Raw genomic sequence first — 22633 nt, forward strand, 5'->3', positions numbered from 1 at the left:
GGGCGGGTGACGACGGCTGTAAGCAGCGATTTGCGCAGCATTGCCCGGAGGTTCGTGGCGGCGCGCCGGGCGGGGGAATCACCGATCGACTATCCGGGATCGATGCCGCGCGCGCTGGACGAGGCTTATGCCATCCAGGATTTCGCGCTGGCCGAGGATGGCGATCGCATCGTCGGCTGGAAGGTTGGGCGCATTGGGGAGGCCGATCTGCCCCATTACGACGTCAACCGCCTCGCCGGGCCGATCTTCGCGCGCCATGTCTTTCAGGATCAGGGCACCCCCCTGCAGATGACGATCTTCGCCGGCGGCTTCGGCGCGGCCGAGGCCGAATTCCTGCTCCGCATCGGTGCCGATGTCTCACAGGACAAAGTGAGCTATACGATGGATGAGGCGGCCGCTTTGGTCGACGCCGTGCATGTCGGCATCGAGATAGCGAGCTCGCCCTTCCCTGGCATTAATGTGCATGGTCCGGCGGTAACGGTGTCCGACTTTGGCAACAACAATGGGCTGATCGTCGGCGCAGAAATTCCCGACTGGCGCACCAGCGGCTTCGAACGCTGGCCCGTGAGCCTGCTGATCGACGGCGCGGAGGCCGGGCGAGCGACGACCGAGACGATGCTGGACGGGGCAGTCGGGGCTGTGCGCTTCCTGCTCGAGCTGCTGGCGCGGCGCGGCATCGCGATTCCGGCCGGGACCTGGGTTTCGACCGGGGCGGTGACCGGCGTCCACGAAGTTCGCCCGGGGCAAAATGTGGTAGCGCGCTTTGGCGATAATCTGGCTATCACCTGCACTATCGAGGCGGCAAAGACCGCATAATCAGGCGGAGAGAACCAGGATGGCGACGAACGGCACCGAGCACCCCGAAGTTGCGGCTGCGGTGGAGCGGGTTGGACGTTACCGCTGGGTGATCTGCGCGCTGCTGTTCGCAGCGACCGCCATCAATTATATCGACCGCCAGATGATCGGCGTGCTCGAGCCCGATTATCTCCGCCACGAATTCCATTGGACGCCGGGCGATTATGCGCAGCTCGTCTTCACCTTCCAGCTGGCCTACGCGATCGGCTATCTCGGCTTTGGCCGGATCGTCGACTGGATTGGCGCGCGGATGGGCTATGCGGTCGCGGTCGGCGTGTGGACCTTGTTCCACGTCCTGCATGGCGGCGTCGGCTCGATCACGCAGTTCGCAATGGTGCGGTTCGGGCTCGGCATTGGCGAGTCGGGCAATTTTCCGGCGGGCGTGAAGGCGGTTACCGACTGGTTCCCGCAAAAGGAGCGCGCGCTCGCCATCGGGGTGTTCAACGCCGGATCCAATGTCGGCGCGATCCTGACGCCACTGATCGTGCCCGCGATCACGCTCGCTTACGGCTGGCGGATGGCGTTCATCGTCACCGGCATATTGGGCGTGCTGTGGGTGATCGCCTGGTTGCTGCTGTATCGCGATCCGCAGAGCCACAAGCGCGTCGGCGCGGCCGAGCTCGCCCACATCCGCCAGGATCCGGCCGATCCGGTCGTGAGGGTCAAGGGCCTGTGGCCAAAGCTGCTGACGACGCGCGAAACCTGGGCCTATGCGCTCGGCAAATTCTTCATCGACCCGATCTGGTGGTTCTATCTGTTCTGGCTGCCGCCCTATCTGCACGACACCTATCACCTCAACCTGGTCGGCTTCGGCCTGCCGATCGCCGCGATCTACTTATTATCGGATGTCGGCAGCGTCGCCGGCGGCTGGCTGTCCGGACGCCTGATGAAGGCGGGGATGACGGCCAACAAGGCGCGCAAGCTCACCATGCTGATTTGCGCTTTCTGCATCCTGCCGGTGGTGACGACGCAATATATCGACAGCGTGTGGATCAACGTGCTGATCATCGGCATCGCGGCGGCAGGCCATCAGGCCTTCTCAGCCAACCTCTATACCGTGCCGTCCGATACCTTCCCGCGCTATGCGGTGGGATCGGTGATCGGAATTGGCGGCACGGTCGGCGCGATCGGGGGGATGCTGTTCTCGCTTTATATCGGCAAGATATTGGATGGTCTGGGGACCTATTCCGCCATCTTCGCGGTAGCGGGCGGCTCCTATTTCGTCGCCTTGCTGTGCATCCATCTGCTCTCGCCACGGCTGGAGCGGGCCAAGATCACCGCCGGATAACGCCACGCACGCCAGCCTGCCGGTAAGCAGGCCGCGTGCGGTGGATGCTAGACCAGGCCGTCCCCTTCAAGCCGGACAACCGGCACGAACTGCCCGGGAAGGGCCGGCGGCAAAGTCAGGGTGGTCGCATCCGGCTCTTGCCGGATCTGGACGATATCGCCCCCGAGCAATGAGGCGCGGGCGATTCTGGCGCCGTTGAGTGCGCGCCGACCGAGTGACGGCACGCGCACCGGCCGCTCCGGCCAGGCCAGCAGTGCCATGTGCAGCACGCCGTGCTTGACTGTGAAGCGGACATCTTCGGGCTGGAAGCCGGTGACCTTGCCCTCGCCGAACGCGCCGCCTTCGAGCCTGGTCGGCCCTTCGCCGTAGATGCGCCACGGCCGCGATCCGTGGATCGCCGCCCCGTTGATCGCCATCCAGGCGGTAATGCCGGCGACGATCTTCTCTTCTTCGCTGTCGATCGTTCCGTTCCCGCGGACGGGGATCGACAGCAGCAAATTGCCGTTCTTGGAGACGACGTCGCACAGCCGCTGGATGACCTGGAGTGCCGGCACGTAGCTTTTGTCGACGAAGCGCTGGCGGTTATAATGCCAGTCGCCGATGCAGGTGCAGGTCTGCCACGGCTCCGCGCGCAGATGATCGCTATAGCCGCGCTCGATATCCTCCATCAGCGCGCCACGCTGATCCTGGGTCAGCTTCTTGGCGGTGACGACAACGTCGACCTTGCCATGCCATTCGGTCGACTTGGCATAATAATGGGCGAGCGCCTCCAGCCCGGCAGCGCCGAACGGCACGCCGGTATCGTCGAGATAAACCATGTCGGGCCTGTATTTCTCGACCAACTCCTGCTGGCGCGCGAGCCAGTTGGCGACGAAGCGTGCCGGCGCGGGCGGCGCGGTTTCGATCCACTGGCCGTCATGCGCGTCATGCCAGGCATCCATCGCCTTGATCGACGTGATGCCGTCGGGAGCCGCATACCAGGGACCGGTGTAGAGTTCCTGCGGGTCGAGGCCTTCCCACCATGTGCCCTTGCCGTCCGCCTTGGTCAGCTTGAACGCGTCGTAGCGCTCGCCACGGCGCGGCCCCTCGGCGTCATAGCCATAGGCCACCTGCCACCAATGCCAGGCGTGCGAGCTATGATTGCTGACACCGAAGCGCAGCCCAGCCCTGCGCACCGCCTTTTCCCAGGTGCCGATAATGTCGCGCTTCGGCCCTACACGCAGCGTATTCCAGGAATGGTGGCTGCTGTTCCAGGTGTCGAGATTGTCGTGGTGGCTGGCGATGGCCATGAAATATTTGGCGCCGGCTTTTTTATACAGCGCGATCAGCGCTTCCGGATCCCATGCCTCGGCCTTCCACGCTCCCTCGATCTCTAGGAAGCCGCGGTCGGCCGGATGGCCGTAATGTTTGAGGTGATGGTCGTAAAAAGGATTGCCCTGGACGTACATCAGCCGCCCGTACCAATCGCCGGCCTCGGGAACGCATTGCGCGCTCCAATGCGCCCAGATGCCGAACTTGGCGTCGCGAAACCAGTCGGGCGGCGTGTAGGCACGTGTCAGCGACGCCCAGTCGGGTGCGATTGCAGCGGCGGCTCGCGTCGCCATCGCGGCAGCAGCGGCTGCCATGAGGCCGCGGCGGCCGACCTTCATGCCGCGGAGGCCGCGCGCTCGGGGCGATGGACGTAGCCGGCGAGCGTCGCCTGCTTCATCTCGATCGAGAAGCCGGGCGCGGTCGGCGGCCGGTAAGCGGCGTCAACGACCTCGCACGGGTCGACAAAATGTTCGTGGAGATGATCCACATATTCGGCAACGCGACCGTCCGTCGTGCCGGAGAAGCAGAGATAATCGATCATCGAGAGGTGCTGGACATATTCGCACAGGCCGACGCCGCCGGCATGCGGGCACACCGCCAGCTCGGCCTTGGCGGCCATCAGCAGCACCGTCAGCACCTCGTTGACCCCCCCCAAACGACAGGCATCGAGCTGGACGATATCAATCGCGCCGCGACTGATGAATTGTTTGAACAGGATGCGATTCTGGCACATCTCGCCGCTTGCCACCTGGATCGGCGCCACCGCCTCGCGCACCGCGCGATGGCCTTCGACGTCATCAGGACTGGTCGGTTCCTCGATGAACCACGGGTCAGCGAACGCCAGAGCCTGGACGCGCGCAATGGCCTCCCCCGTCTCCCACACCTGATTGGCATCGATCATGACCTTGACGTCGGGACCGACCGCCTCGCGCACGATCTGGAGCCGGCGTCGATCATCCTCGGCATCCGCGCCAACCTTGATCTTCACATGGCGAAAACCCTGCGCGATTGCCTGCGCGCAGAGATCGCGCACCTTGTCATCGGAATAGCCCAGCCAACCGGCCGACGTCGTATAGCAGGGATAGCCGCGCGCCTTGAGCGTCGCGATCCGTGCCTCCTTGCCGGCAGCGCGCACCTCCAGCAGCGCCACAGCCTCGTCACGCGTGATGAAATCGGTCATGTACCGAAAGTCGATCTGGGAGACGATCTCGCCAGGACTCATCTCACCGATATATTGCCACAGCGGCTTGCCCGCCTGCTTGGCAAGCAGGTCCCAAACGGCGTTCACGACCGCCCCGGTGGCTAGGTGAATCACGCCCTTTTCCGGACCGATCCAACGCAACTGACTATCTCCGGTAAGGTGCCGCCAGAAGCGCGCACCGTCAGCCCGGATCCACTCCAGCTCGAGCCCCTCCACCAGGGGCGCCAGCGCCCGAATAGCCGCGCAGCAGATATCGTTGCCGCGCCCGATGGTGAACGTAAGGCCATGGCCGGTCAGATCGGGCTGATCGGTGTCGAGGATGCAATAAGCCGCCGAATAATCCGGATCGGCGTTCATCGCGTCCGATCCGTCGCGCGCCAGCGCGGTTGGGAAGCGCAAATCGAATATCCGAATGCCCGTTATTCTGGTCATCGAAGCGCCGTTGCGGCCTCACCATGGTCACCGACATGGGGAAGCGCTGCGATGCCGGGATGATATTTCACTGTCCTCTCCCCGGGGTCGCGGACTTAATCCGCCGTTTTTCGACCCGCGCCACAAAACTCTGTTCGTGGGTGAGCACGGTTTTCATATGTGTAAATGGTAGCGATAGCAAGCGCTACCGCATCAGATTCGGCTATCGCTGTCGATCAACTGATCGGAAATGGCGGCTGCTGAGGTCTGCACCTTGATCGCCGCTTCCTCTTGACTGACCTGCGGCCCAAGCTTCTCCAAAAAGGGCACCGTCAACGCGGCCGCAGCAACGCCGCCGCGCATAACCGGCGCCGAGATGTCGGTGACTCCCGCGACGAACCGGCTGGGCGTCAGCTCGACATGACGTTGGCGAATCTCGTCCGCATGTACGCGCCAGTCGGCGAGTTCCTTATCGCTGAGCGGCGGCGACAGCATCTGCTCCCATCGCCGGCGAACATCCTCCGGCTGGAAAGCATAGAGCACGGCGCCCGATGCCGCCTTCACCAAAGGCCGACGATATCCCACCCGCACCGAAAAACCGAGCTGCTCGCTCGATTCCATCCGCGCGACCACCACCATCTCGCCGAGCGTATGCAGCGCGAGGTGGCAGGATTGCCCAACATCGAGCGCAAGCTGGCGCATCACGGGCAGCGCGACTTCGACCAAGCTGTGCGTCTTCGGGCGCTGCATGCCGAGGGAAAACAGCCGATCGGTGAGCAGATAGCCATCGGCGGAGGGATCCTGTTCAATATAGCCGCGGAATTCGAGCACCTGCACCATCCGGAACAGTTCTCCATGGGAGCGGCCGAGTTGATTCACGATCGCTGTCAGCGTCATCGGCGCGGACGATGTCGCGAGCAGCTCAAGAATATCGAGCCCCTTTTCAAGCGCCGGTGCCTTGTAGCGGCGATCGTCGTCGAGGCTGGCCATGTCATTCATTCGCGTCCCCTACGGCGCACGTCGTTGCAACGTAGATAGGCTTGCGCAGGTACTCAGGGCAACCGGACGATCACCGTGGCACCTTGACGTTGAAACGGTGAACATCGCCCGCAAAGTTGATCGTGACGAGGACTTCGGGCGTCTTGGCACGTCGTAGTTTCTCGGTGATGACCTGTCCGCCATCCGCGGCGTTGGGCCGAATTGTGATTGGCTTCAACAGCACGGCGTCGAGTGCCGCGGCGTTGCTCGGCCGGCGCTGCGCCCGATCGATCGAGGACGCCGGCACGCCGCCCGTCACGCCGACCGAGCTTCCGGTGAAGCCCGAAACGTCGGTTTGACCAGTGCTGGTGATCGGCAGGGCGGCAGTCGTGTGCGCCTGGGCGGTTTCATCGCTGGCGATCGCGGTACCGGTCCGTTCCGTGACCAGGGCATCGCGCGTCATCAGTGCGATGGGCGTCTCGCCCGCCGTGACCGTCACGGCATCGGGACCGAAGGGCTGGGGTGCCCCGCTGAGGTTGAGGATTACGATCTTCAGCACCAGCCGCCGATCGTTGAGCATGGGGTCGGCCACCAGATGGACCTCGCTCCTTGCGGTACGCGAGACGAGGCCGGCAGCCGCGTCGCCGCTAACAATCTCCTGTGCGGGCATCGATGGCGCAGCAAGCGCGACCGCGGTGGCCAACACTAAGGTTCGGATCATGGTTCGCTCCTCCTCAGGCAGCCCGCGCCTGGGCGGCGCGGCAATGGCGTTCGATGAAGGCGGCGTGGCCGGGCATACCATCGGCAGTGCGCGCGATGACGTTGCGCATGCCCGACAGGACCGCCTGCGTTTCGCGGGGATTCACGATATCCGCGAGCGGATCATAGGTGTCGGGGCTGATGCCCTGCCCGAGCATCACGGCAAGCCAGCTCGCCTCGTGGAACAGGTCCTTCTCGCGCTCAATCAGGCGGCCGTTGAGCCGGAACATCTCCATCTTAGCCGCGAGCGTCGGGGGCGGCTGGATCGTCATGCAATGGCGCCAGAAATCCGAATCGTCGCGCTCGGTCGCCCGATAATGGAGCACCAGGAAGTCGCGTATGCTTTCGAATTCGCGCGCTATCTGGCGATTATATTCGGCGGTCACGGCAGGATCGAAATCCCGATCGGGGAACCAGGCAAGCAGCTTGGTGATGCCGCTCTGGACGAGATGGAGGCTGGTCGACTCCAGTGGCTCGAGAAAGCCCGACGACAGGCCGAGCGCGATGACGTTGCGAGCCCAGCCCTGCGCGCGCATGCCGGTGGTGAAGCGCAGCTTGCGCGGCGCGCCGGTGGGGGCGCCTTCCAGCCCCGCCAGCAGAATGCGTTCCGCTTCGTCATCCGCCATGAAGGCGCTGGCATAGACGTGGCCATTGCCGGTGCGATGCTGGAGCGGGATGCGCCATTGCCAGCCTGCACTGCGCGCGGTGGCGCGAGTATAAGGCGGCAAATCCGCCAGCCTGGCGCTGGGGACGGCGATGGCGCGATCGCATGGGAGCCAACGCGTCCAATCCTGATAGCCCACCCGCAGTTTGTCGCCGATCAGCAATGCGCGAAAGCCGGTGCAATCGAGGAACAACTCACCCTCGATCCGCTGCCCGCTTTCCAGCGTGAGTGCCTCAACGAAGCCGGTCGCGGCGTTGAGCGCAACGTCGGCGATCTTGCCCTCGACGCGCGTCACGCCGCGCGCTTCGGAATGGGCACGCAGGAACGCCGCATAGAGACCCGCATCGAAATGATAGGCATAGGAAAAAGTCGAGAAGACTGAGTGCGGATCGGCCGGCGGCCGATCGAACTTGTTCTTGTAGGCGGCAGCCTCGGTCAGCGAATAAGCCGACAGCGGTGCGGGGTCGCCGTGAGCGCGGGCGCGCAACCATTGCTGATGAAACGGCGTCATGCCGAAATCGTCGCCATAGCGGCCGAACGGATGGAAATAGCGGTGGCCCCGGCGATACCAGTCGACGAATTCGATACCGAGCTTGAACGTGCCCTGCGTAGCCTTGACGAATGCGGTCTCGTCGATGCCGAGCACCTGATTGAAGGCCTGGATCGGCGGGATCGTCGCCTCCCCTACCCCGACGGTGCCGATCTCCTCCGACTCAATGAGCGTGATGCGGCACCTCGTGCCTTGCAGCGCTGTCGAGAGAGCCGCCGCGGCCATCCATCCCGCGCTGCCGCCACCGGCGACAACGATCGATCGCAGCGCCCTGGGGTTGCTCATGCCGCCACCGGCGCCGGGCAGGCCCGATCGACAAAGACGGTATGGGGCGGGATCCGCTCCGCGACGCGCGCGATCGCCTCGCGACGTTGCGCCATGCCACCGCGCAGATGTTGGAGCGTGAGCTGATCGACGATCGGATCGTAGCGGCGCGGCAGAACCTTGTTGCCGAGGAAGATCGAGACCCAACTCGGCTCCTGATAGGATTCCTCCGAATAGAGCGGCACGCGGCCGCAGGCCTGCCAGATCGAAATCTTGTGGGAGAGTGTGTCGGGGATCGCCATCGTCCGGCAGTGCTGCCACATCGGTTCGGGCCGACGGCTGCGGCAATAATGGAGGATCAGGAAGTCGCGGATGCGCGCATATTCGTTCGCGGTAACACGGTTATATTCGCTCGCGATCACCGGATCGAAATCCATGTCCGGCAGATATTCCACGAGCCGCGCAAGGCCGGTCTGGATCAGCTGGATACTGGTCGATTCCAGCGGCTCCATGAAGCCGGCCGCGAGGCCGAGCGCCACCACATTCTTGTACCAGAATTTCTCACGGTGGCCGGTGGTGAAGCGCAGCAGGCGCGGTTCGCCGAGCTGTGCCCCATCAAGGTTGGCGAGCAGCAGCGCCGTCGCCTCCTCATCCGAGGTGAAGGCGCTGGCGTAAACATGGCCATTGCCCGTGCGGTGCTGGAGCGGGATGCGCCATTGCCAGCCCGCGGGGCGCGCGATCGAGCGCGTGTAGGGCGTGAGCGGATCGCGGCGTGCGCTCGGCACAGCGATGGCACGGTCGCACGGCAGCAAGGCAGACCAATCCGCATAGCCAACGCCCAGCGCCTGGCCGATCAACAGGGCGACAAAGCCGGTGCAGTCGATGAACAAGTCACCCGCAATCCGCCTTTCGCCCTCCAGCCGGAGCGCGGCAACGCGGCCGGTTTCGGGATCGAGCTCGACATCCGCGATGCGGCCTTCCTGGCGGGTGACGCCCCTGGCTTCGGCATAAGTACGCAGGTAGCGCGCATAGAGGCCCGCATCAAAATGATAGGCATATTTGAAGAAGGCGGCCTCGCCGCTCTGCTGCTGGACCGCCTCGGGGGGCGCGAAACGGTCGCGGCGCGCGGCCGCATAGGGCATCGACCAATCCTCGATCGGCGCGGGATCGCCCAGCTGATGGAGCTTGAGCCAATGATGGTGGGGCGACACGCCCTGAATGGCCTCGCCATAGTCACCGAAGCCGTTGAAATGAACGTTGCCGATCTCGCCCCAGTCGCAAAACTGGATGCCGAGCTTGAACGTCCCCTGCGTCGCCGTGACGAAATCCTTCTCGTCGATACCGAGCACGCCATTGAACTGGGCCATCAGCGGTACCGTTGCCTCGCCGACGCCGATGGTCCCGATCTCGTCGGATTCCACCAGCACGATTTGGGCGACGGGAGGGGGCAGGAAGCGTGCCAGCAAAGCGGCCGCCATCCACCCCGCAGTGCCGCCGCCGGCAATGACCACCTTACGGATCGGCGCTGCGGCCATTCATCCCCCCAGGGCCTCCGCCCTGCCTTCCTTCATAGCGGCCAACCCCTTCAAAAAACAGGCGTCGCCGGATGCTTCGGGACGCCCAGGGGAGGAAAGAACCTAGAAGACGCCACGGATAAGGAACGCCACCTTCCGATCGGTGTCGGTCCAGCTGTAACGCGGCTTCAACTTGGGATCGCCGACATCAAGGAAGGTGCGCGCATTCAACAGGTTGGTTGCCTGCACGCCCACCTTGAGATGCTGGTTGAGCGAGTAAAGAATTGAGGCATCGAGCTGGCCGTATTTTTCCGACCAGACCGGGAAGTTGATGTTCGCCGCCGAGGTCGTCAGCAGGAAGTGCGAACGCCAATTATAGGCAAGCCGCGCCGAGATGCCGTATTTCTCGTAAATCGCGGCGACGTTATAGGATGTCCTGGACAGCCCCTCTAGCGGCAGGCTTACGCCGGCATTCGTAACCTGATTGGCGTCAAACACGTTGACGGCGGTATTCTTGCCGCCGCTGCTGTCGACGAACGTGAAATTGCCTTGGAAGCCGAGGCCTGAGAGCGGCCCCGGCAGCATGTCGAAGAACTGGGTATAGGCCAGTTCGAAGCCCTTGATCTTGCCGTGCGAGCCATTGGTCTGCTGGGTCACGTCGAACGTCAGCGTTTGGCCGTTGCTGGTGTAGGTCTGCTGCGATGTCCCGGCGAAAATGTAATCGCTGATCGCCTTATAGAAGACGGCCAGTGTCAGGCTGTTCGATCGGGTCGCGCCGAAATACCATTCGAGGCTAGCATCGAACTGATTCGATCGGGTCGGCTTCAAATAGGGATTGCCCGCGGTGCCGGTAAAGGCCGTCGTCGCGCCGTTGACCCCCGTCCCGTTGGCGATGCCGGTCGTCGCATCGAACGAGAAGGACAAGTTGGTAAAGGCATTGAGCTGCGAGAAGGTCGGCCGCACGATCGCCTTGGCCGCCGCCAGGCGCAGGTAAAGATTGTCCTGCAGGAAGAAGCGCACGTTCAGGCTGGGCAGGACGTCCGTGTAGGAGCCCTTCGCAGTCTGCGTAAGGCCGCCGATATTGCCTCCCGAGAAGGCAATGGCCGAAGCCAACAAGGCGCAGTCCTGCGCCGTCACCAACTGCCCGGTGCGAGGTCCGCTGCCGATTACGGTGCCGACGGCGCAGTTCGGTGCAGTGAGCGTGCCCAGACGGATGGCGGAGCCATCGGCGGTCGTCTTGGTGCCGACGACCCGAACACCGATATTGCCGTCGAAGTGGCCGATCGGGCCATCTTCTTCGCCGAAGCGCAGCAAGGCATAGGCTGCCTTGGTCTTTTCGGTCTGGTTGTTGATGCCGCCGCTGACATTATCGGCGGCAGGCGCGGCCAGCGAATAATCGTCGCTGAGCGGGACCCAACCCCAGCCGCCGGACTCGGTATTCTTGAGATAATTATAGGCGTTCGCGGTGCCATGGCTGACGAGTGAGGCGCTCGGGAACCACCAGGATCCGCCGGATTGCACCTTGCCGCGGAAGAAATTCTTATACTTGAATAGATCGGACTGCGCCGGCAGGCCGGCATTCTGATGCGCGGCGTCGAAGCCGGTCTGGTTGAGATAGACCGGCGCTCCGGTCGCACCCCAATATTGTTCCGACAGCAACGCCCAATTGTAGCCGGTCTGGCGCGTGGTCGCGTTGCGATCGGTACCCCGCACACCCAGGCGGAACGACTTCAGGAAGCTGTCGTCGTCAAACGAATATTCGGCATCGCCGCGATAGGCCCATTCGTGCGCATCGTTGTCTTCGATATGGTCCATCGCTGAGGACCAATAATAATTGCTCTGCTGCGACCAGGCGGTCGAGCCGCCGGTGGGCGTGATTACCAGTTTGGGCTTGTTGCCGGACAGATCGAAGTCAATCGTGGCCGTCGTCGGGGTCTGATCGTAGGCGGTCATGCTGACGACCTGCGCGCTCGACTTGATATACTGCACGTCGGCGCCGAATGCCCAGTGATCGGTCGGCGTCCAACGTACATTGCCGGAGAAATCGCGGGTCTTGTTGGTCTGCTGACCCGAGCGCGTGTCGGGATTGAGCTGGCGATTGTTGATCACGCCCGAGACGAGCTCGTTATTGTCGCCAAAGACGTAAGTGGAATTGTCCGGCTCGGGCGATGCATAATCGCCCATCGCATGTTCGAGGTCGTGCGGCGTCGCCTTGCTGAGCAACGCTTCGCCGGTGATCACCAGATTGTCGGCCGGCTTCCACTGGATCGAGCCGTCGAAGGCCGTGCGGCGCTGCTGCCAGTCGATCTGGCGGAAGCCCAGGCTGTTGGGAATATAGACGTTGGTGCCAGTGGCGAGGCCATCCTGCGGCCGCCCGAGCGTCGCACGATCGAAACGCCCGTCCGAAATCTGATCGGTGCGGTTGCCGGTATTGCTGATGCTGTAGGATAGCAGAATGCCGATCTCGCCAAGGCCGGTCGACCAGCGGTTGCTGCCGAGCACGCTTCCCGACCAGAATCCCTTCTTACGGAGATCGGCGTAGTTATAGTCGCCTGAGAAAGCGAGAACATGGCCGGGCGCATCGAACGGCTTGCGGGTGCGCAGATTGACGATGCCGCCAATCCCGCCCTCGATCAGTTCGGCCGAAGGGTTCTTGTAGACGTCGACGCCCGCGAGCAGGTCCGACGACACATCGCTGAAACTGAGCGCGCGGCCGTTATTGGCTGAGAATACGTCGCGGCCGTTCAATTCCGACCGCACGAACGACAGGCCGCGGATGAATACGCCGCCGCCTTCGGACGACAAGCGCGCGGGATCGCGATTGTCGTTGGTGCGCTGGAGCGTGACGCCCGCAATGCGCTGCAAGGCTTCGGCGACGGAACGGTCGGGCAAGGCGCCGATGTCCTGCGCGGTGATCGAGTCGATCACCTGCTCGGCGTTGCGTTTGCGCGCGGTCGCGCTCTGTACCGAGGCGCGGATGCCGGTGACGACGACCTCGCCTGCGGTGTCCGTGGATAGCGACTTGCCTTCGGTAGGCGCGGTCGCGACCAGCCCTGCTCCCCCGGTGGTTGCGCTGGTGGGTGTGCTGTCGGCCGCGGTTTGCGCTGCGGCCGGTGCCGCCAGCATCATCGCGAGCGTCGCGGTGGACACGCCGAACAGACGCGCCTTGGCTCTCGCGCGCCGACGAGCGCTAATCCAGCAGTCGGTATCACCCATCATTCACCCTCCCGTACGCCGTCTTCCAGACGATCATTCCAGAATGGAGCGTTTAGCACTGATGAAAATGGTATTCAACTGTGCAAACAGCAAGCGTGAAGTAGGGGGGTAGAGCCGCCGGCAAACGACGCTTGTTGATTTCGGATTATCGCGTGGCGGTCGCCGCCCCCGGGTCAGTCGATCGCGCGCTGTAGCGCCGCCTCCACAACCGAAGCCATGCGCGCATAGCCATTGGCCAGCGGGTGCAGCCCATCCCGGGTAAGATCGCGCTGCAACAGCCCATCACGGTCGACCGTGACGCGATAATAATCCGCCAGAACATAACCGCGGCGGCGACAGAAGGCAGAGAGCCAGGCATTGAGTTCGCGGATGCGCTTCGGGTCGCGCTTAGCCAGCATATCGCTGGCGTTACCGCTATAATTATTGACGGGCAGGATCGCCCCGAACACGACCTTGATGCCATGGGCATCGGCCATGTCGGCCATGGCTTCCCAATTGGCTTCGATGCCGGCATCGCTCTCGCGCTGGAGCGCACCGTAAATATCGTTGATTCCCGCAAGGATGACGACAGCATTCGGCTGGAGCGCGATCACGTCCTGGTGAAAGCGCAGTACCAATTGAGCGGTTACCTGGCCGCCGATGCCGCGGTTGATATAAGGCTTGCCCGGAAAATAGCGGGACAGGTCCCACAGATCGGTGATCGAGTCGCCGAGGAAGACGACTCGCTTCTCGCCCATGCGGGGCGGCGGCAGCGCCCGATCGGCGGCGGCATAGAGATAGGTCTCGCCGAAATCGCGGTGCATGGCTGACCAAAGCTTGGTGAGATAATCGGCTTCCCAATGGTTGGTGGGGCGATCCTCGGCGAAGCTCTGCCGCTCGGGCGAGCTTTGATAATAAGCCGGAACCGCCGCGGCGGCGAGCAGCAGGGCAATCATATAGCCGCCTCGGCAAACACCTTTTTGCGCGCGGCGAAGCGGGTGAACAATTGCGGCCATATGGCCGGCGTCGCGGCGGCGGGCAGGTGCGCGCCGAAGCCGTGGCCGGCTTCGTCAAACAGGTGCATTTCGGCGGAGCGATGTTGTTCGAGCAGGGCCTGGTAGAGTGCAATGCTGTTCGCTACCGGCACCAACCCGTCATCCGAGGCGTGCACCAGGAAGACGGGCGGGGTCGTGGCATCGACCCTCCGCTCGACGGAGCGATGGAGCCGGGCCTGTTCGGCCGCATTCGCCCCCAGCAGATTGTCGCGCGACCCGCCATGGGTGAACGGCGCGGACAGGCTGACCACCGGATAGATCAGCCCCGCCACATCGGGCCGCGCCGGCAGGTGATCCGCATCGTCGACGGCGGAATAAACCTGCTCGGTATGACGCGTAGCCAGCGATCCCGCGAGATGGCCGCCGGCCGAGAAGCCGAGCACAGCCACGCGAGCCGGATCGATTGCGAACCGGGCCGCATCGCGCCGGATGACGCGCATCGCGCGTTGCGCATCCTGCAAAGGCACGTCCGCCCGGCCCGCCCAGCCTTCCGCCGGAAGCCGATAGGACAGGATGAAGGCGGTCACGCCGAGCGCGTTGAGCCAGCGCGCCTGGGCCGTGCCTTCGTTGTCGTAAGCGAGGAATTGGTAGCTCCCGCCGGGAATGACGAGGGCCGCCGAACCGTTCGGTTGCGCAGGACGATAGACCGCTAGCTCGGGCCGCGAAATGCCGTAGATCCAGCGATCTGGATGCGCGGGATCGTGCGATTGATCTTCGATCCGGCGGGTGATCGCCGTGCCGATGTCGCCCGGCGGCTTGCCCGGCCAAAGTGCGATCCTTTCCTCAGCCATCGTCGCGTTCGCGCGGTGTGCTTGCACCCCTCCGAGCATCAGCGCCGAGCCCGCCCCCAGCAATGTTCTTCTCGAAAGCTCCATCGTCCATCCTCACTAAGACTAGGCACACTTCTGCCCTTCTCCACCGCCGATTATGAAGCGATATGCACACATGAAAACAGCTTTTATATTTCACAATGGTGTTGGTACGGTTATCGTTTCCGCGGACCGCCAACAATCAAGAGCGGGTAAGGAGGGTTGGGTGACACGATCCGGCGTCCATAAAGATGGCTGAACCGGGCAGTGTCGTGAGCCGACGTGCGCTCGTGCTGGTCACCGGCTTATTCTTACTCTGGGGGGTCGCCAACAATCTGAACGACGTGCTGATCGCGCATTTCCGGCATGTCTTCATCCTTAGCGACTTTCAGTCCGGCCTGGTCCAGTCGGCCTTCTATCTCGGTTATTTTTGCTTCGCGGTGCCCGCCGCGCTGACGATGGCGCGCTTCGGCTATAAGACGGCGGTGATCGCCGGCCTTGGCCTGTTCGCGGCCGGCGCAGCTTTGTTCTGGCCAGCAGCGCTCGCCTCCAGTTACCCGTTCTTCCTGTTCGCATTGTTCGTGATCGCGAGCGGCCTCGCCTTCCTCGAAACGGCGGCCAATCCGATGGTGGCAAGCCTCGGCCCGCCCGCGAGCGCGGAACGCAGGCTCAATTTCGCGCAGGCGTTCAATCCGCTCGGGTCGATCACCGGCGTCGCCTTGGGCGCATGGCTGATCCTGCCCGGGGCCGCTGTCGCGGACGGGGGAGGAGATCCCCTGCGCAACGTGCTGCTTCCCTACAGCCTGATCGTGGTGGTCGTGCTGCTATGGGCGGTCTTGCTGGCCTTCACCCCCTTCCCCGCCGTCGCAACCGAGGAGCGGCGACCGCATCCCTTATCCGAATATGCGGCATTGCTTCGGCGCCCCCGTTATCTCGCGGGGGTGTTCGGCCAGTTTGCCTATGTCGGCGCGCAAGTCGGCGTGTGGAGCTATCTCATCCGTTATGTCGAGGCGGCAGTGCCGGGGACCGGGCAACGCCAGGCGGCCTGGCTGCTGACGCTGTCGCTCGCCCTGTTCATGCTCGGCCGCTTCGTGGGTGCCGCCTTGTTGACGCGCGTGCGCGGCGCACCGCTGATGCTGGCGTTCGCGGCCGCCGATGTCCTTCTCTGCGTGGTAGCCGCATCCGCCGGCGGTGCGGTTGGCGTGGCGGCGCTGGTCGCGACCAGCCTGTTCATGTCGATCATGTATCCCACCATCTTCGTGCTGACGCTGCGCGACCTAGGCCCGCTGACCAAGAGCGGTGCGGCGATGGTGGTGATGGCGATCATCGGCGGGGCGGTGTTCACGGCATTGATGGGCCTGGTATCCGACCGGACCCATTCGATCGCATTCGCAATGCTGGTGCCAGCCGGTTGCTTCGTCGTGGTCGCCTTGTTCGCAGCGCTGCATCTGCGCGATGGCCGCCACGCTTGATCGACGCGCACGTCCATATCTGGCGGCTGGGCGGAAACGGCTGCACATGGCCACCGCGTGATCTGGCTGCGATTCATCGCGATCATGATCTGCGCGAGGTGGAGCGTCTGATCGCGGGCACTGGCGTCGAAGGAATCGTGCTGGTGCAAAGCCAGGAAAGCGGGCTCGACACGGAATGGCTGCTGGCTGAGGCCGCCGACGCGCCGATCGTGGCAGGCGTGGTTGGGTGGATCGATCCGGCGGAGGAGGACGTGGCAAGGCGGGTCGCAGAGCTGGCGGAGTTGGGACCGCTGGTTGGGCTGCGGGTGATGGCGCAGGATCGCGTGCCTGATTGGCTCGCGGCGCCGCAGCTCCATGGTCCGTGCGCCTGCCTGTCCGACCGAAATCTCGCGCTCGATCTGCTGATCCGACCGCAGCATCTTGCCGCCAGCATCGCACTAGCCGCGCGCTTCCCGACGCTGCGGATCGTGATCGACCACGGCGCCAAGCCGCGCATCGCCGAGCAGGGCCTGGCGGCATGGCGCCAAGCGATGGCACCGGCCGCGGATCGTCCCAACCTGTTCTGCAAGCTTTCCGGGCTGGCCACCGAGGCGCCGCCCGGCCGGCCGTTGGCGGAGCTGGCACCTTATGTCGCGACACTGCTCGACCTATTCGGGCCGGAGCGGCTGATCTGGGGGAGCGACTGGCCTGTGCTCAACCTGGCGAGCGATTATCGCGCCTGGCTCGATTTCGCCCGCAGCGCCATTCCCGAGGCGGACCGGGCAAAGGTGTTCGGGGGCACTGCCAGCCTCTGTTATCGGCTCGATCGATGAGCGGACTGGTCCTGCCGCGGCTGGGCGTTGGTACCGCCGCGATCGGCAATCTCTATGCGGCCGTCTCCGACGAGGTGGCGCACGCCACGATCCGGGCCGCTCTCGATGTCGGTATCACCTACTTCGATACCGCGCCTTATTATGGCTTCGGGCTGGCCGAGCGACGGCTGGGTGCGGCCTTGGGCGATGCGCAGGTGGTGATTTCGACCAAGGTCGGTCGCCTGCTCGAACCGACCAGGGCGAGGGGTTCGCGCCATGGCTACGTCGATGCCGACCCCTACGAGCCGCGCTTCGATTACAGTGGCGATGGCATTCGACGATCCTACGAGACCAGCCTTGCCCGGCTGCGCCGCGACCGCGTCAATATCCTGCTGGCGCACGATCTCGGGCGGCTGACGCATGGTGCCGATCATGCACGCCAGCTGCGTGACTTCCTCGACAGCGGTTATCGCGCGATGCGCGATCTCAAGGACACTGGCGCGATCGACGCGGTCGGCATCGGAGTTAACGAGGTGGCGGTCTGCCTCGAGCTGATGACCGAAGTCGATCTAGACGTCATCCTGCTTGCCGGCCGCTACAGCCTACTCGACCGCAGCGCGGCAGACGTGCTGATCCCCGAATGCGTGCAGCGCGGGATCCGCCTGATCATCGGCGGGCCTTATAATAGCGGTATTTTGGCGCAGGACGATTTGAGCGGCGCGAGCCCGCTCCGCTTTGATTATGCCTGGGCTCCCGATCGCCTAGTCGCGCAGGCGCGTACCCTGTCGGCAACCTGCGCCAGCTTCGGAGTGAACCTGTCCGCCGCGGCGCTGCAATTTCCGATGCAGCATCCCGGTGTTGCGACAGTGATTGCGGGCGTGGCGGGGATCGATCAGGTGCGGGATCTTATCGAGCGCGCGCAGACCCCGGTTCCGGCCGAGCTGTGGGATGCACTCGCCGAGCTACCGATGGAGACGATATTATGAGGGGACGGCTGGCGGGAAAGACCGCCCTCATCACGGCTGCAGGCCAGGGCATCGGCCGCGCCTCCGCCGCCTTGTTCGCGGCCGAAGGCGCGCGGGTGATCGCCACCGATCGCGAGCCGGGCGCGCTCGATGGCCTATCCAACTGCGACTGCCGGGGTCTCGACGTCACGAACGGCGACGCGATCACAGCGCTGGCTGCCGATCTCGGCCAGATCGATATCCTGTTCAACTGCGCCGGCGTGGTTCATGCCGGCTCGATCCTCGAGTGCGACGAGGCGACGTGGCACAGCGCGCTCGCGCTCAACATGACCGCCATGTACCGCACGATCCGTGCCTTCCTGCCCGGGATGGTGGCGCAGGGGCGCGGCGCGATCGTCAACATGTCCTCGATCGCCAGTTCGGTGAAGGGCATTCCCAACCGCTTCGCCTACGGCGCGAGCAAGGCCGGCGTGATCGGCCTAACCAAGGCGGTTGCCGCCGATTTCGTCGACAAGGGGGTGCGCTGCAACGCGATCTGCCCCGGCACGGTCGATACGCCCTCGCTTCAGCAAAGGCTGCGCGACACGGGCGACTATGATGCTGCGCGCGCCGCCTTCATTGCACGCCAGCCGATGGGGCGGCTGGGCCGCGCCGAGGAGATTGCGGCGCTCGCTCTGTATCTTGCCGGCGACGAATCCGCCTTCACCACCGGTGCCGTCCACGTGATCGACGGCGGCTGGATCAATTAACGTGGTCACGCAGCGCCACGTTCTGCTGATCGATTTGGCCGACGACGCAGCTGCAATAGCGCGCTACGAAGCCTGGCACGCCGCAGGCGTAGTGCCGCCCAAGATTACCGGCTCGATCCGCGCCGCCGGCATCGTCGCGATGGACATTTACCGTAGCGGCAACCGGCTGGTGATGGTGATGGAGACCGAGGCCGGCTTCGATGCTGCGCGCAAGGCAGCGACTGATGCGGCCGACCCCGCCGTGGTCGCGTGGGAACGCTGGATGGACGAGGTGCAACGGCCACTGCCGTGGGCTGCTGCCGGCGCCAAGTGGACCGAAGCCGCGCGTATCTTCTCGCTGGAGGAGCAAACACCGGTCTAGCGCTTGCGCGCGACAGCCTTCTCCGGCAATTCGCCTCGCCGAGCCCGGCAGGGCAGCGGCGGGAAGGTTGGCGGTCAGAGACGATGGAAGCGCCGGTCTTTTATGATCCCAGCGGCCGCCGGCGGCGCTGGTCGATGCGCATCTTGCTCGGGCTTATCCTGGTGCTGGTCGCCGCCGCGTTCGGGTTCGGCGCCACCATCCTCGACGTTCCCGCGCCCGATCCGCTCAAGGTAGGGCTCGAGCGAGAACAGCCGCGTTCGCTCAAGGCGCAGGTCGGGCATCTCCGCCGCAAGGCGGGCTCGGTCACGGCCTGGCTTCCGGGCTCGCGCGCGAAGCCGGCGCAACGCCAGGCGATCGTCGGCTTCTACACGCCATGGGACGATGCCAGCCACGCCAGCCTTGCCGCCCATATTAGCGAGCTGGACTGGCTTGTACCTGTCGTGGGGACCGTCACCGGCGCCAATCACGATTTCGCTTATGTCCAGGACCGGGCGCTACGGTCCATTCTGGCGAGCCAGCAACGCCGGCCGGCATTGCTGCCGATGATCCAGAATGTGCGTGGTGGCGTGTGGGACGGACCCAATGCCGCGCTGTTGTTGCGCTCGCCTGCGGCACGCAAGGCTTTGCTCGACCGCATCGAACCGATCCTGGTGCAGCAACATGCCGCCGGCGTGTCGTTCGATTTCGAACAGCTGCCGCCGTCTGCACACCCCTTCTATCTACGTTTCATTGCCGAGGCCCGTGCCCGCTTGGCGCCAAAGAAGATGCTGGTGACACTGCAGGTGCCGGTCGACGATGCGGAGTGGGACCTGAAGGCCTATGCCCGCGTCGCGGACAAGATTTTCCTGATGGATTACGACCAGCATTATCCCGGCAGCGAAGCCGGGCCGATCGCAGCCCAGCCCTGGTTCGTCCAGCAATTGCGCGCTGCGATCAAGGCGGTGCCTCCCGGCAAATTGATCGTCGCGATCGGCAATTATGCCCAGGATTGGCCGGATGGAAGAACCGACGCCGACAGCATGTCCGTACAGGAAGCGTGGCTGATCGCGCATGACAATGGATCGCAGACCCGCTTCGATCCGGCGAGCGGCAATGCCACGTTCGACTATAAGGACGATGACGGCACGCTGCGCCACGTATGGTCGCTCGACGCGGCGAGTGCCTGGAACCAGCTGCGCGCGATCAAGGTATCCGGTGCCTGGGGCGTTGCCTTATGGAAGATGGGCGGCGAGGATCCAGGTGTCTGGGACGATTTCCGCGCGATCCGCGCAGGCATCGCGCCGCCCACCTTTGGCGCGCTGGAGCCGCGCGGCAACACGCCGGAGGTTGTCGGCCAGGGTGAGATCGTCCGCGTCACCGACGTGCCCGGCATCGGTATGCGTACCGTCACGGCGGACCGGCGCGGGTTGATACGCGACGAGCATTTCGCCGCCTATCCGACCCCCTATGTGGTCGCGCGGACCGGCTACAAGCCCAAGCAGATCGCGCTGACTTTCGATGATGGCCCCGATCCGCGCTGGACCCCGCAGATCCTGGATGTTCTCAAAGCGAAGCGCGCGCCCGCCACTTTCTTCGTCATCGGCGAGAATGCGCTCGCCCATCCGTTCCTGCTCAACCGGATCCTCAACGAGGGGTCGGAACTCGGCAATCACAGTTACACCCATCCGGATATGTCGCTCATCTCCCCGCGCGGAGCACGGATCGAGCTCAACACGACCCAACGGCTGGTCGAAGCCTATACCGGCCGCGCGATGCGGTTGGCGCGCATCCCTTATTTCGGCGATGCCGAGCCCACCACCGACAACGAGCTGCGTCCCGTGCTCGAGGCCCAGAATGCAGGCTATCTCAATATCGGCCTGCACGTGGATACGGAGGATTGGCAGCGCCCCGGAGTTCAGGCGATCATCGATAATGCGCTGGCATCGATCCAGGCCGGCGAGGACATGGACCCGTTGGCCGATAACAAGTCGCGCAACATCGTCCTGCTCCACGATTCCGGCGGTGACCGCGACCAGACGGTGGCGGCGCTGCCGCTGTTGATCGATACGCTACGCGCGCGGGGCTATTCGCTGGTGCCGGTCTCGGCATTGGCGGGCCTTACCCCTGCGCAGGTCAATCCGCGGATCAGCGGATCGGACCTCTTGGCCGTGCGGTTCGACGTGTCGATCTTCCTGCTGCTGGCAGGACTCGATAATCTTCTCAAATATCTGTTCTTCACCGCGATCTTCATCGGTACCGCGCGGGCCGTGCTGCTCGCCACCCTGGCCGTGCGCTCCAATCTCGCGCGCAATCGGCCGGTACCGCCAGCGATCGATCCGGATAGGTTCGTGTCTGTGCTGATCCCGGCCTACAACGAGGCGCGGGTGATCGAGCAATCGGTGCGCGGCGTCCTGGCCAGCGAGCAGGTCAGGATCGAGGTGATCGTGATCGACGATGGATCGAGCGACGAGACCAGCGCGATCGTGGAGCGGGCCTTCGGCGGCGATGCCCGGGTCCGGCTCCTCACCCTGGAAAATGGCGGCAAGGCGCGCGCGCTTAACGAAGGATTGAAGCTCGCCACCGGCGAGGTGATCATCGCGCTGGATGCCGACACGCAATTCGAGCCGCTGACGATCGCGCGGCTGGCGCGCTGGTTCGCGCATCCCAACATCGGCGCGGTCGCCGGCAACGCCAAGGTGGGCAATCGCATCAATCTCGTCACGCGCTGGCAGGCGGTCGAATATGTCACCGCGCAAAATCTGGAGCGCCGTGCGCTTGACCGGTTCGACGCGATCACGGTCGTGCCGGGCGCGGTCGGTGCGTGGCGGCGGACCGCGCTCGACATGGTGGATGGCTATCCGCACGACACGCTGGCCGAAGATCAGGACCTCACGATCGCGATCCAGCGCATGGGCTGGCTGGTCGAATATGACATCGATGCGGTCGCGTGGACCGAGGCGCCCGAGACGTTCGGAGCGCTTGCGCGCCAGCGTTTCCGCTGGGCGTTCGGCACGCTGCAATGCCTGTGGAAGCATCGCCGCATCTTGCGCGAACGGCACCCCCCCGGGCTGGCTCTGGTCGGCATTCCGCAGGCGTGGCTGTTCCAGATCGGTTTCGCGCTGATCTCGCCGCTGATCGATCTCGCCCTCGGCGTGAGCATCGTCGCCACCATCCTGCGGGTCGAACAGCATGGGTGGGCCCAGACCCAGTCTGACGTGCTGCGCATGGCAGTCTATTGGATCGCCTTCACCGGCATCGACGCGATCTGCGGCTGGATCGCCTACCGGCTCGAGCCGCGCGAGAAACGCTTCCCGCTTTTCCTGCTGCTGGCCCAGCGCTTCGTCTACCGCCAGATCATGTATTCGGTGGTGGTGCGTGCGGTCACGGCCGCCGTGCGCGGGCCGTGGGTCGGCTGGGGCAAGCTCGAACGATCAGGCCGGGTGACCGCAACGCAAGGTTAGC

The 22633-nt window shown here is 64.4% G+C and carries 17 protein-coding genes; 8 read left to right on the forward strand and 9 right to left on the reverse strand.

The genetic code is table 11. The features are described from left to right. Positions 1-6: 6 nt before the first annotated feature. Both DX905_RS05800 and DX905_RS05805 read left to right on the forward strand, forming a co-directional pair. Complete coding sequence (locus tag DX905_RS05800; RefSeq protein ID WP_162875484.1) at positions 7-816, forward strand: 2-keto-4-pentenoate hydratase; 810 nt, start codon at positions 7-9, stop codon at positions 814-816. A gap of 19 nt (positions 817-835) precedes the next feature. After that, positions 836-2143 carry an MFS transporter gene (locus DX905_RS05805; RefSeq protein WP_116090501.1) on the forward strand — a complete coding sequence of 436 codons (1308 nt, stop codon included), beginning with the start codon at positions 836-838 and terminating at the stop codon, positions 2141-2143. Positions 2144-2190: 47 nt separating this feature from the next. Here the strand turns inward: DX905_RS05805 and DX905_RS05810 are convergent, their stop codons facing one another. From DX905_RS05810 to DX905_RS05850, 9 genes are all read right to left on the reverse strand, one after another. Further along, positions 2191-3792: an alpha-L-fucosidase gene (locus DX905_RS05810; protein ID WP_116090502.1), complete on the reverse strand. Its 1602-nt coding sequence runs from the start codon at positions 3790-3792 to the stop codon at positions 2191-2193. Further along, complete coding sequence (locus DX905_RS05815) at positions 3789-5087, reverse strand: L-fuconate dehydratase (protein ID WP_116090503.1); 1299 nt, start codon at positions 5085-5087, stop codon at positions 3789-3791. The genes DX905_RS05810 and DX905_RS05815 overlap by 4 nt, the downstream gene beginning before the upstream one ends. Before the next feature lie 192 nt (positions 5088-5279). Further along, entirely contained in the window at positions 5280-6065 is a 786-nt protein-coding gene (locus tag DX905_RS05820) for an IclR family transcriptional regulator (RefSeq protein WP_116090504.1), read from the reverse strand. Between the two features lie 70 nt (positions 6066-6135). Continuing rightward, positions 6136-6765: a hypothetical protein gene (locus tag DX905_RS05825; protein WP_162875485.1), complete on the reverse strand. Its 630-nt coding sequence runs from the start codon at positions 6763-6765 to the stop codon at positions 6136-6138. A gap of 13 nt (positions 6766-6778) precedes the next feature. Next, a complete protein-coding gene (locus tag DX905_RS05830) occupies positions 6779-8302 on the reverse strand; it encodes a tryptophan halogenase family protein (protein WP_116090506.1) in 1524 nt (507 codons plus the stop codon). Then, positions 8299-9816: a tryptophan halogenase family protein gene (locus tag DX905_RS05835; protein ID WP_116090507.1), complete on the reverse strand. Its 1518-nt coding sequence runs from the start codon at positions 9814-9816 to the stop codon at positions 8299-8301. The genes DX905_RS05830 and DX905_RS05835 overlap by 4 nt, the downstream gene beginning before the upstream one ends. A 102-nt stretch (positions 9817-9918) precedes the next feature. After that, positions 9919-13014 carry a TonB-dependent receptor gene (locus tag DX905_RS05840; protein ID WP_240320739.1) on the reverse strand — a complete coding sequence of 1032 codons (3096 nt, stop codon included), beginning with the start codon at positions 13012-13014 and terminating at the stop codon, positions 9919-9921. A gap of 170 nt (positions 13015-13184) precedes the next feature. After that, positions 13185-13946, reverse strand: coding sequence for a GDSL-type esterase/lipase family protein (locus tag DX905_RS05845; protein ID WP_116090508.1), 762 nt, complete (start codon positions 13944-13946; stop codon positions 13185-13187). Then, on the reverse strand, positions 13943-14920 hold the full coding sequence (locus DX905_RS05850; protein ID WP_116090509.1) for an alpha/beta hydrolase: 978 nt from the start codon (positions 14918-14920) through the stop codon (positions 13943-13945). Before DX905_RS05850 ends, DX905_RS05845 begins: the two co-directional genes overlap by 4 nt. 185 nt (positions 14921-15105) lie before the next feature. Here DX905_RS05850 and fucP point away from each other — a divergent pair, with 185 nt between their 5' ends. The 6 genes from fucP (at position 15106) to DX905_RS05880 (ending at position 22632) form a co-directional block, all read left to right on the forward strand. After that, positions 15106-16326 carry an L-fucose:H+ symporter permease gene (fucP, locus tag DX905_RS05855; RefSeq protein ID WP_116090510.1) on the forward strand — a complete coding sequence of 407 codons (1221 nt, stop codon included), beginning with the start codon at positions 15106-15108 and terminating at the stop codon, positions 16324-16326. Continuing rightward, on the forward strand, positions 16323-17138 hold the full coding sequence (locus DX905_RS05860; protein WP_162875486.1) for an amidohydrolase family protein: 816 nt from the start codon (positions 16323-16325) through the stop codon (positions 17136-17138). Before fucP ends, DX905_RS05860 begins: the two co-directional genes overlap by 4 nt. Further along, positions 17135-18103 carry an aldo/keto reductase gene (locus tag DX905_RS05865; RefSeq protein WP_116090511.1) on the forward strand — a complete coding sequence of 323 codons (969 nt, stop codon included), beginning with the start codon at positions 17135-17137 and terminating at the stop codon, positions 18101-18103. Before DX905_RS05860 ends, DX905_RS05865 begins: the two co-directional genes overlap by 4 nt. Then, a complete protein-coding gene (locus DX905_RS05870) occupies positions 18100-18831 on the forward strand; it encodes an SDR family oxidoreductase (RefSeq protein ID WP_116090512.1) in 732 nt (243 codons plus the stop codon). The genes DX905_RS05865 and DX905_RS05870 overlap by 4 nt, the downstream gene beginning before the upstream one ends. A 1-nt stretch (position 18832) precedes the next feature. After that, positions 18833-19192, forward strand: a complete 360-nt coding sequence (locus DX905_RS05875; protein ID WP_116090513.1) for an L-rhamnose mutarotase — start codon at positions 18833-18835, stop codon at positions 19190-19192. Between the two features lie 83 nt (positions 19193-19275). Then, on the forward strand, positions 19276-22632 hold the full coding sequence (locus DX905_RS05880) for a trifunctional glycoside hydrolase family 18/polysaccharide deacetylase/glycosyltransferase family 2 protein (RefSeq protein WP_116090514.1): 3357 nt from the start codon (positions 19276-19278) through the stop codon (positions 22630-22632). Position 22633: the final 1 nt, after the last annotated feature.

It is taken from the genome of Sphingomonas crusticola, from assembly GCF_003391115.1.
Taxonomy (GTDB): domain Bacteria; phylum Pseudomonadota; class Alphaproteobacteria; order Sphingomonadales; family Sphingomonadaceae; genus Sphingomonas_I; species Sphingomonas_I crusticola.

Excerpts from the sequence above, each read along its gene's own strand:
- DX905_RS05805 (WP_116090501.1), top strand. The coding sequence starts at position 836 with ATGGCGACGAACGGCACCGAGCACCCCGAAGTTGCGGCTGCGGTGGAG.
- DX905_RS05810 (WP_116090502.1), bottom strand. The coding sequence starts at position 3,792 with ATGAAGGTCGGCCGCCGCGGCCTCATGGCAGCCGCTGCTGCCGCGATG.
- DX905_RS05815 (WP_116090503.1), bottom strand. The coding sequence starts at position 5,087 with ATGACCAGAATAACGGGCATTCGGATATTCGATTTGCGCTTCCCAACC.
- DX905_RS05820 (WP_116090504.1), bottom strand. The coding sequence starts at position 6,065 with ATGAATGACATGGCCAGCCTCGACGACGATCGCCGCTACAAGGCACCG.
- DX905_RS05825 (WP_162875485.1), bottom strand. The coding sequence starts at position 6,765 with ATGATCCGAACCTTAGTGTTGGCCACCGCGGTCGCGCTTGCTGCGCCA.
- DX905_RS05830 (WP_116090506.1), bottom strand. The coding sequence starts at position 8,302 with ATGAGCAACCCCAGGGCGCTGCGATCGATCGTTGTCGCCGGTGGCGGC.
- DX905_RS05835 (WP_116090507.1), bottom strand. The coding sequence starts at position 9,816 with ATGGCCGCAGCGCCGATCCGTAAGGTGGTCATTGCCGGCGGCGGCACT.
- DX905_RS05840 (WP_240320739.1), bottom strand. The coding sequence starts at position 13,014 with ATGATGGGTGATACCGACTGCTGGATTAGCGCTCGTCGGCGCGCGAGA.
- DX905_RS05845 (WP_116090508.1), bottom strand. The coding sequence starts at position 13,946 with ATGATTGCCCTGCTGCTCGCCGCCGCGGCGGTTCCGGCTTATTATCAA.
- DX905_RS05850 (WP_116090509.1), bottom strand. The coding sequence starts at position 14,920 with ATGGAGCTTTCGAGAAGAACATTGCTGGGGGCGGGCTCGGCGCTGATG.
- fucP (WP_116090510.1), top strand. The coding sequence starts at position 15,106 with ATGGCTGAACCGGGCAGTGTCGTGAGCCGACGTGCGCTCGTGCTGGTC.
- DX905_RS05865 (WP_116090511.1), top strand. The coding sequence starts at position 17,135 with ATGAGCGGACTGGTCCTGCCGCGGCTGGGCGTTGGTACCGCCGCGATC.
- DX905_RS05870 (WP_116090512.1), top strand. The coding sequence starts at position 18,100 with ATGAGGGGACGGCTGGCGGGAAAGACCGCCCTCATCACGGCTGCAGGC.
- DX905_RS05880 (WP_116090514.1), top strand. The coding sequence starts at position 19,276 with ATGGAAGCGCCGGTCTTTTATGATCCCAGCGGCCGCCGGCGGCGCTGG.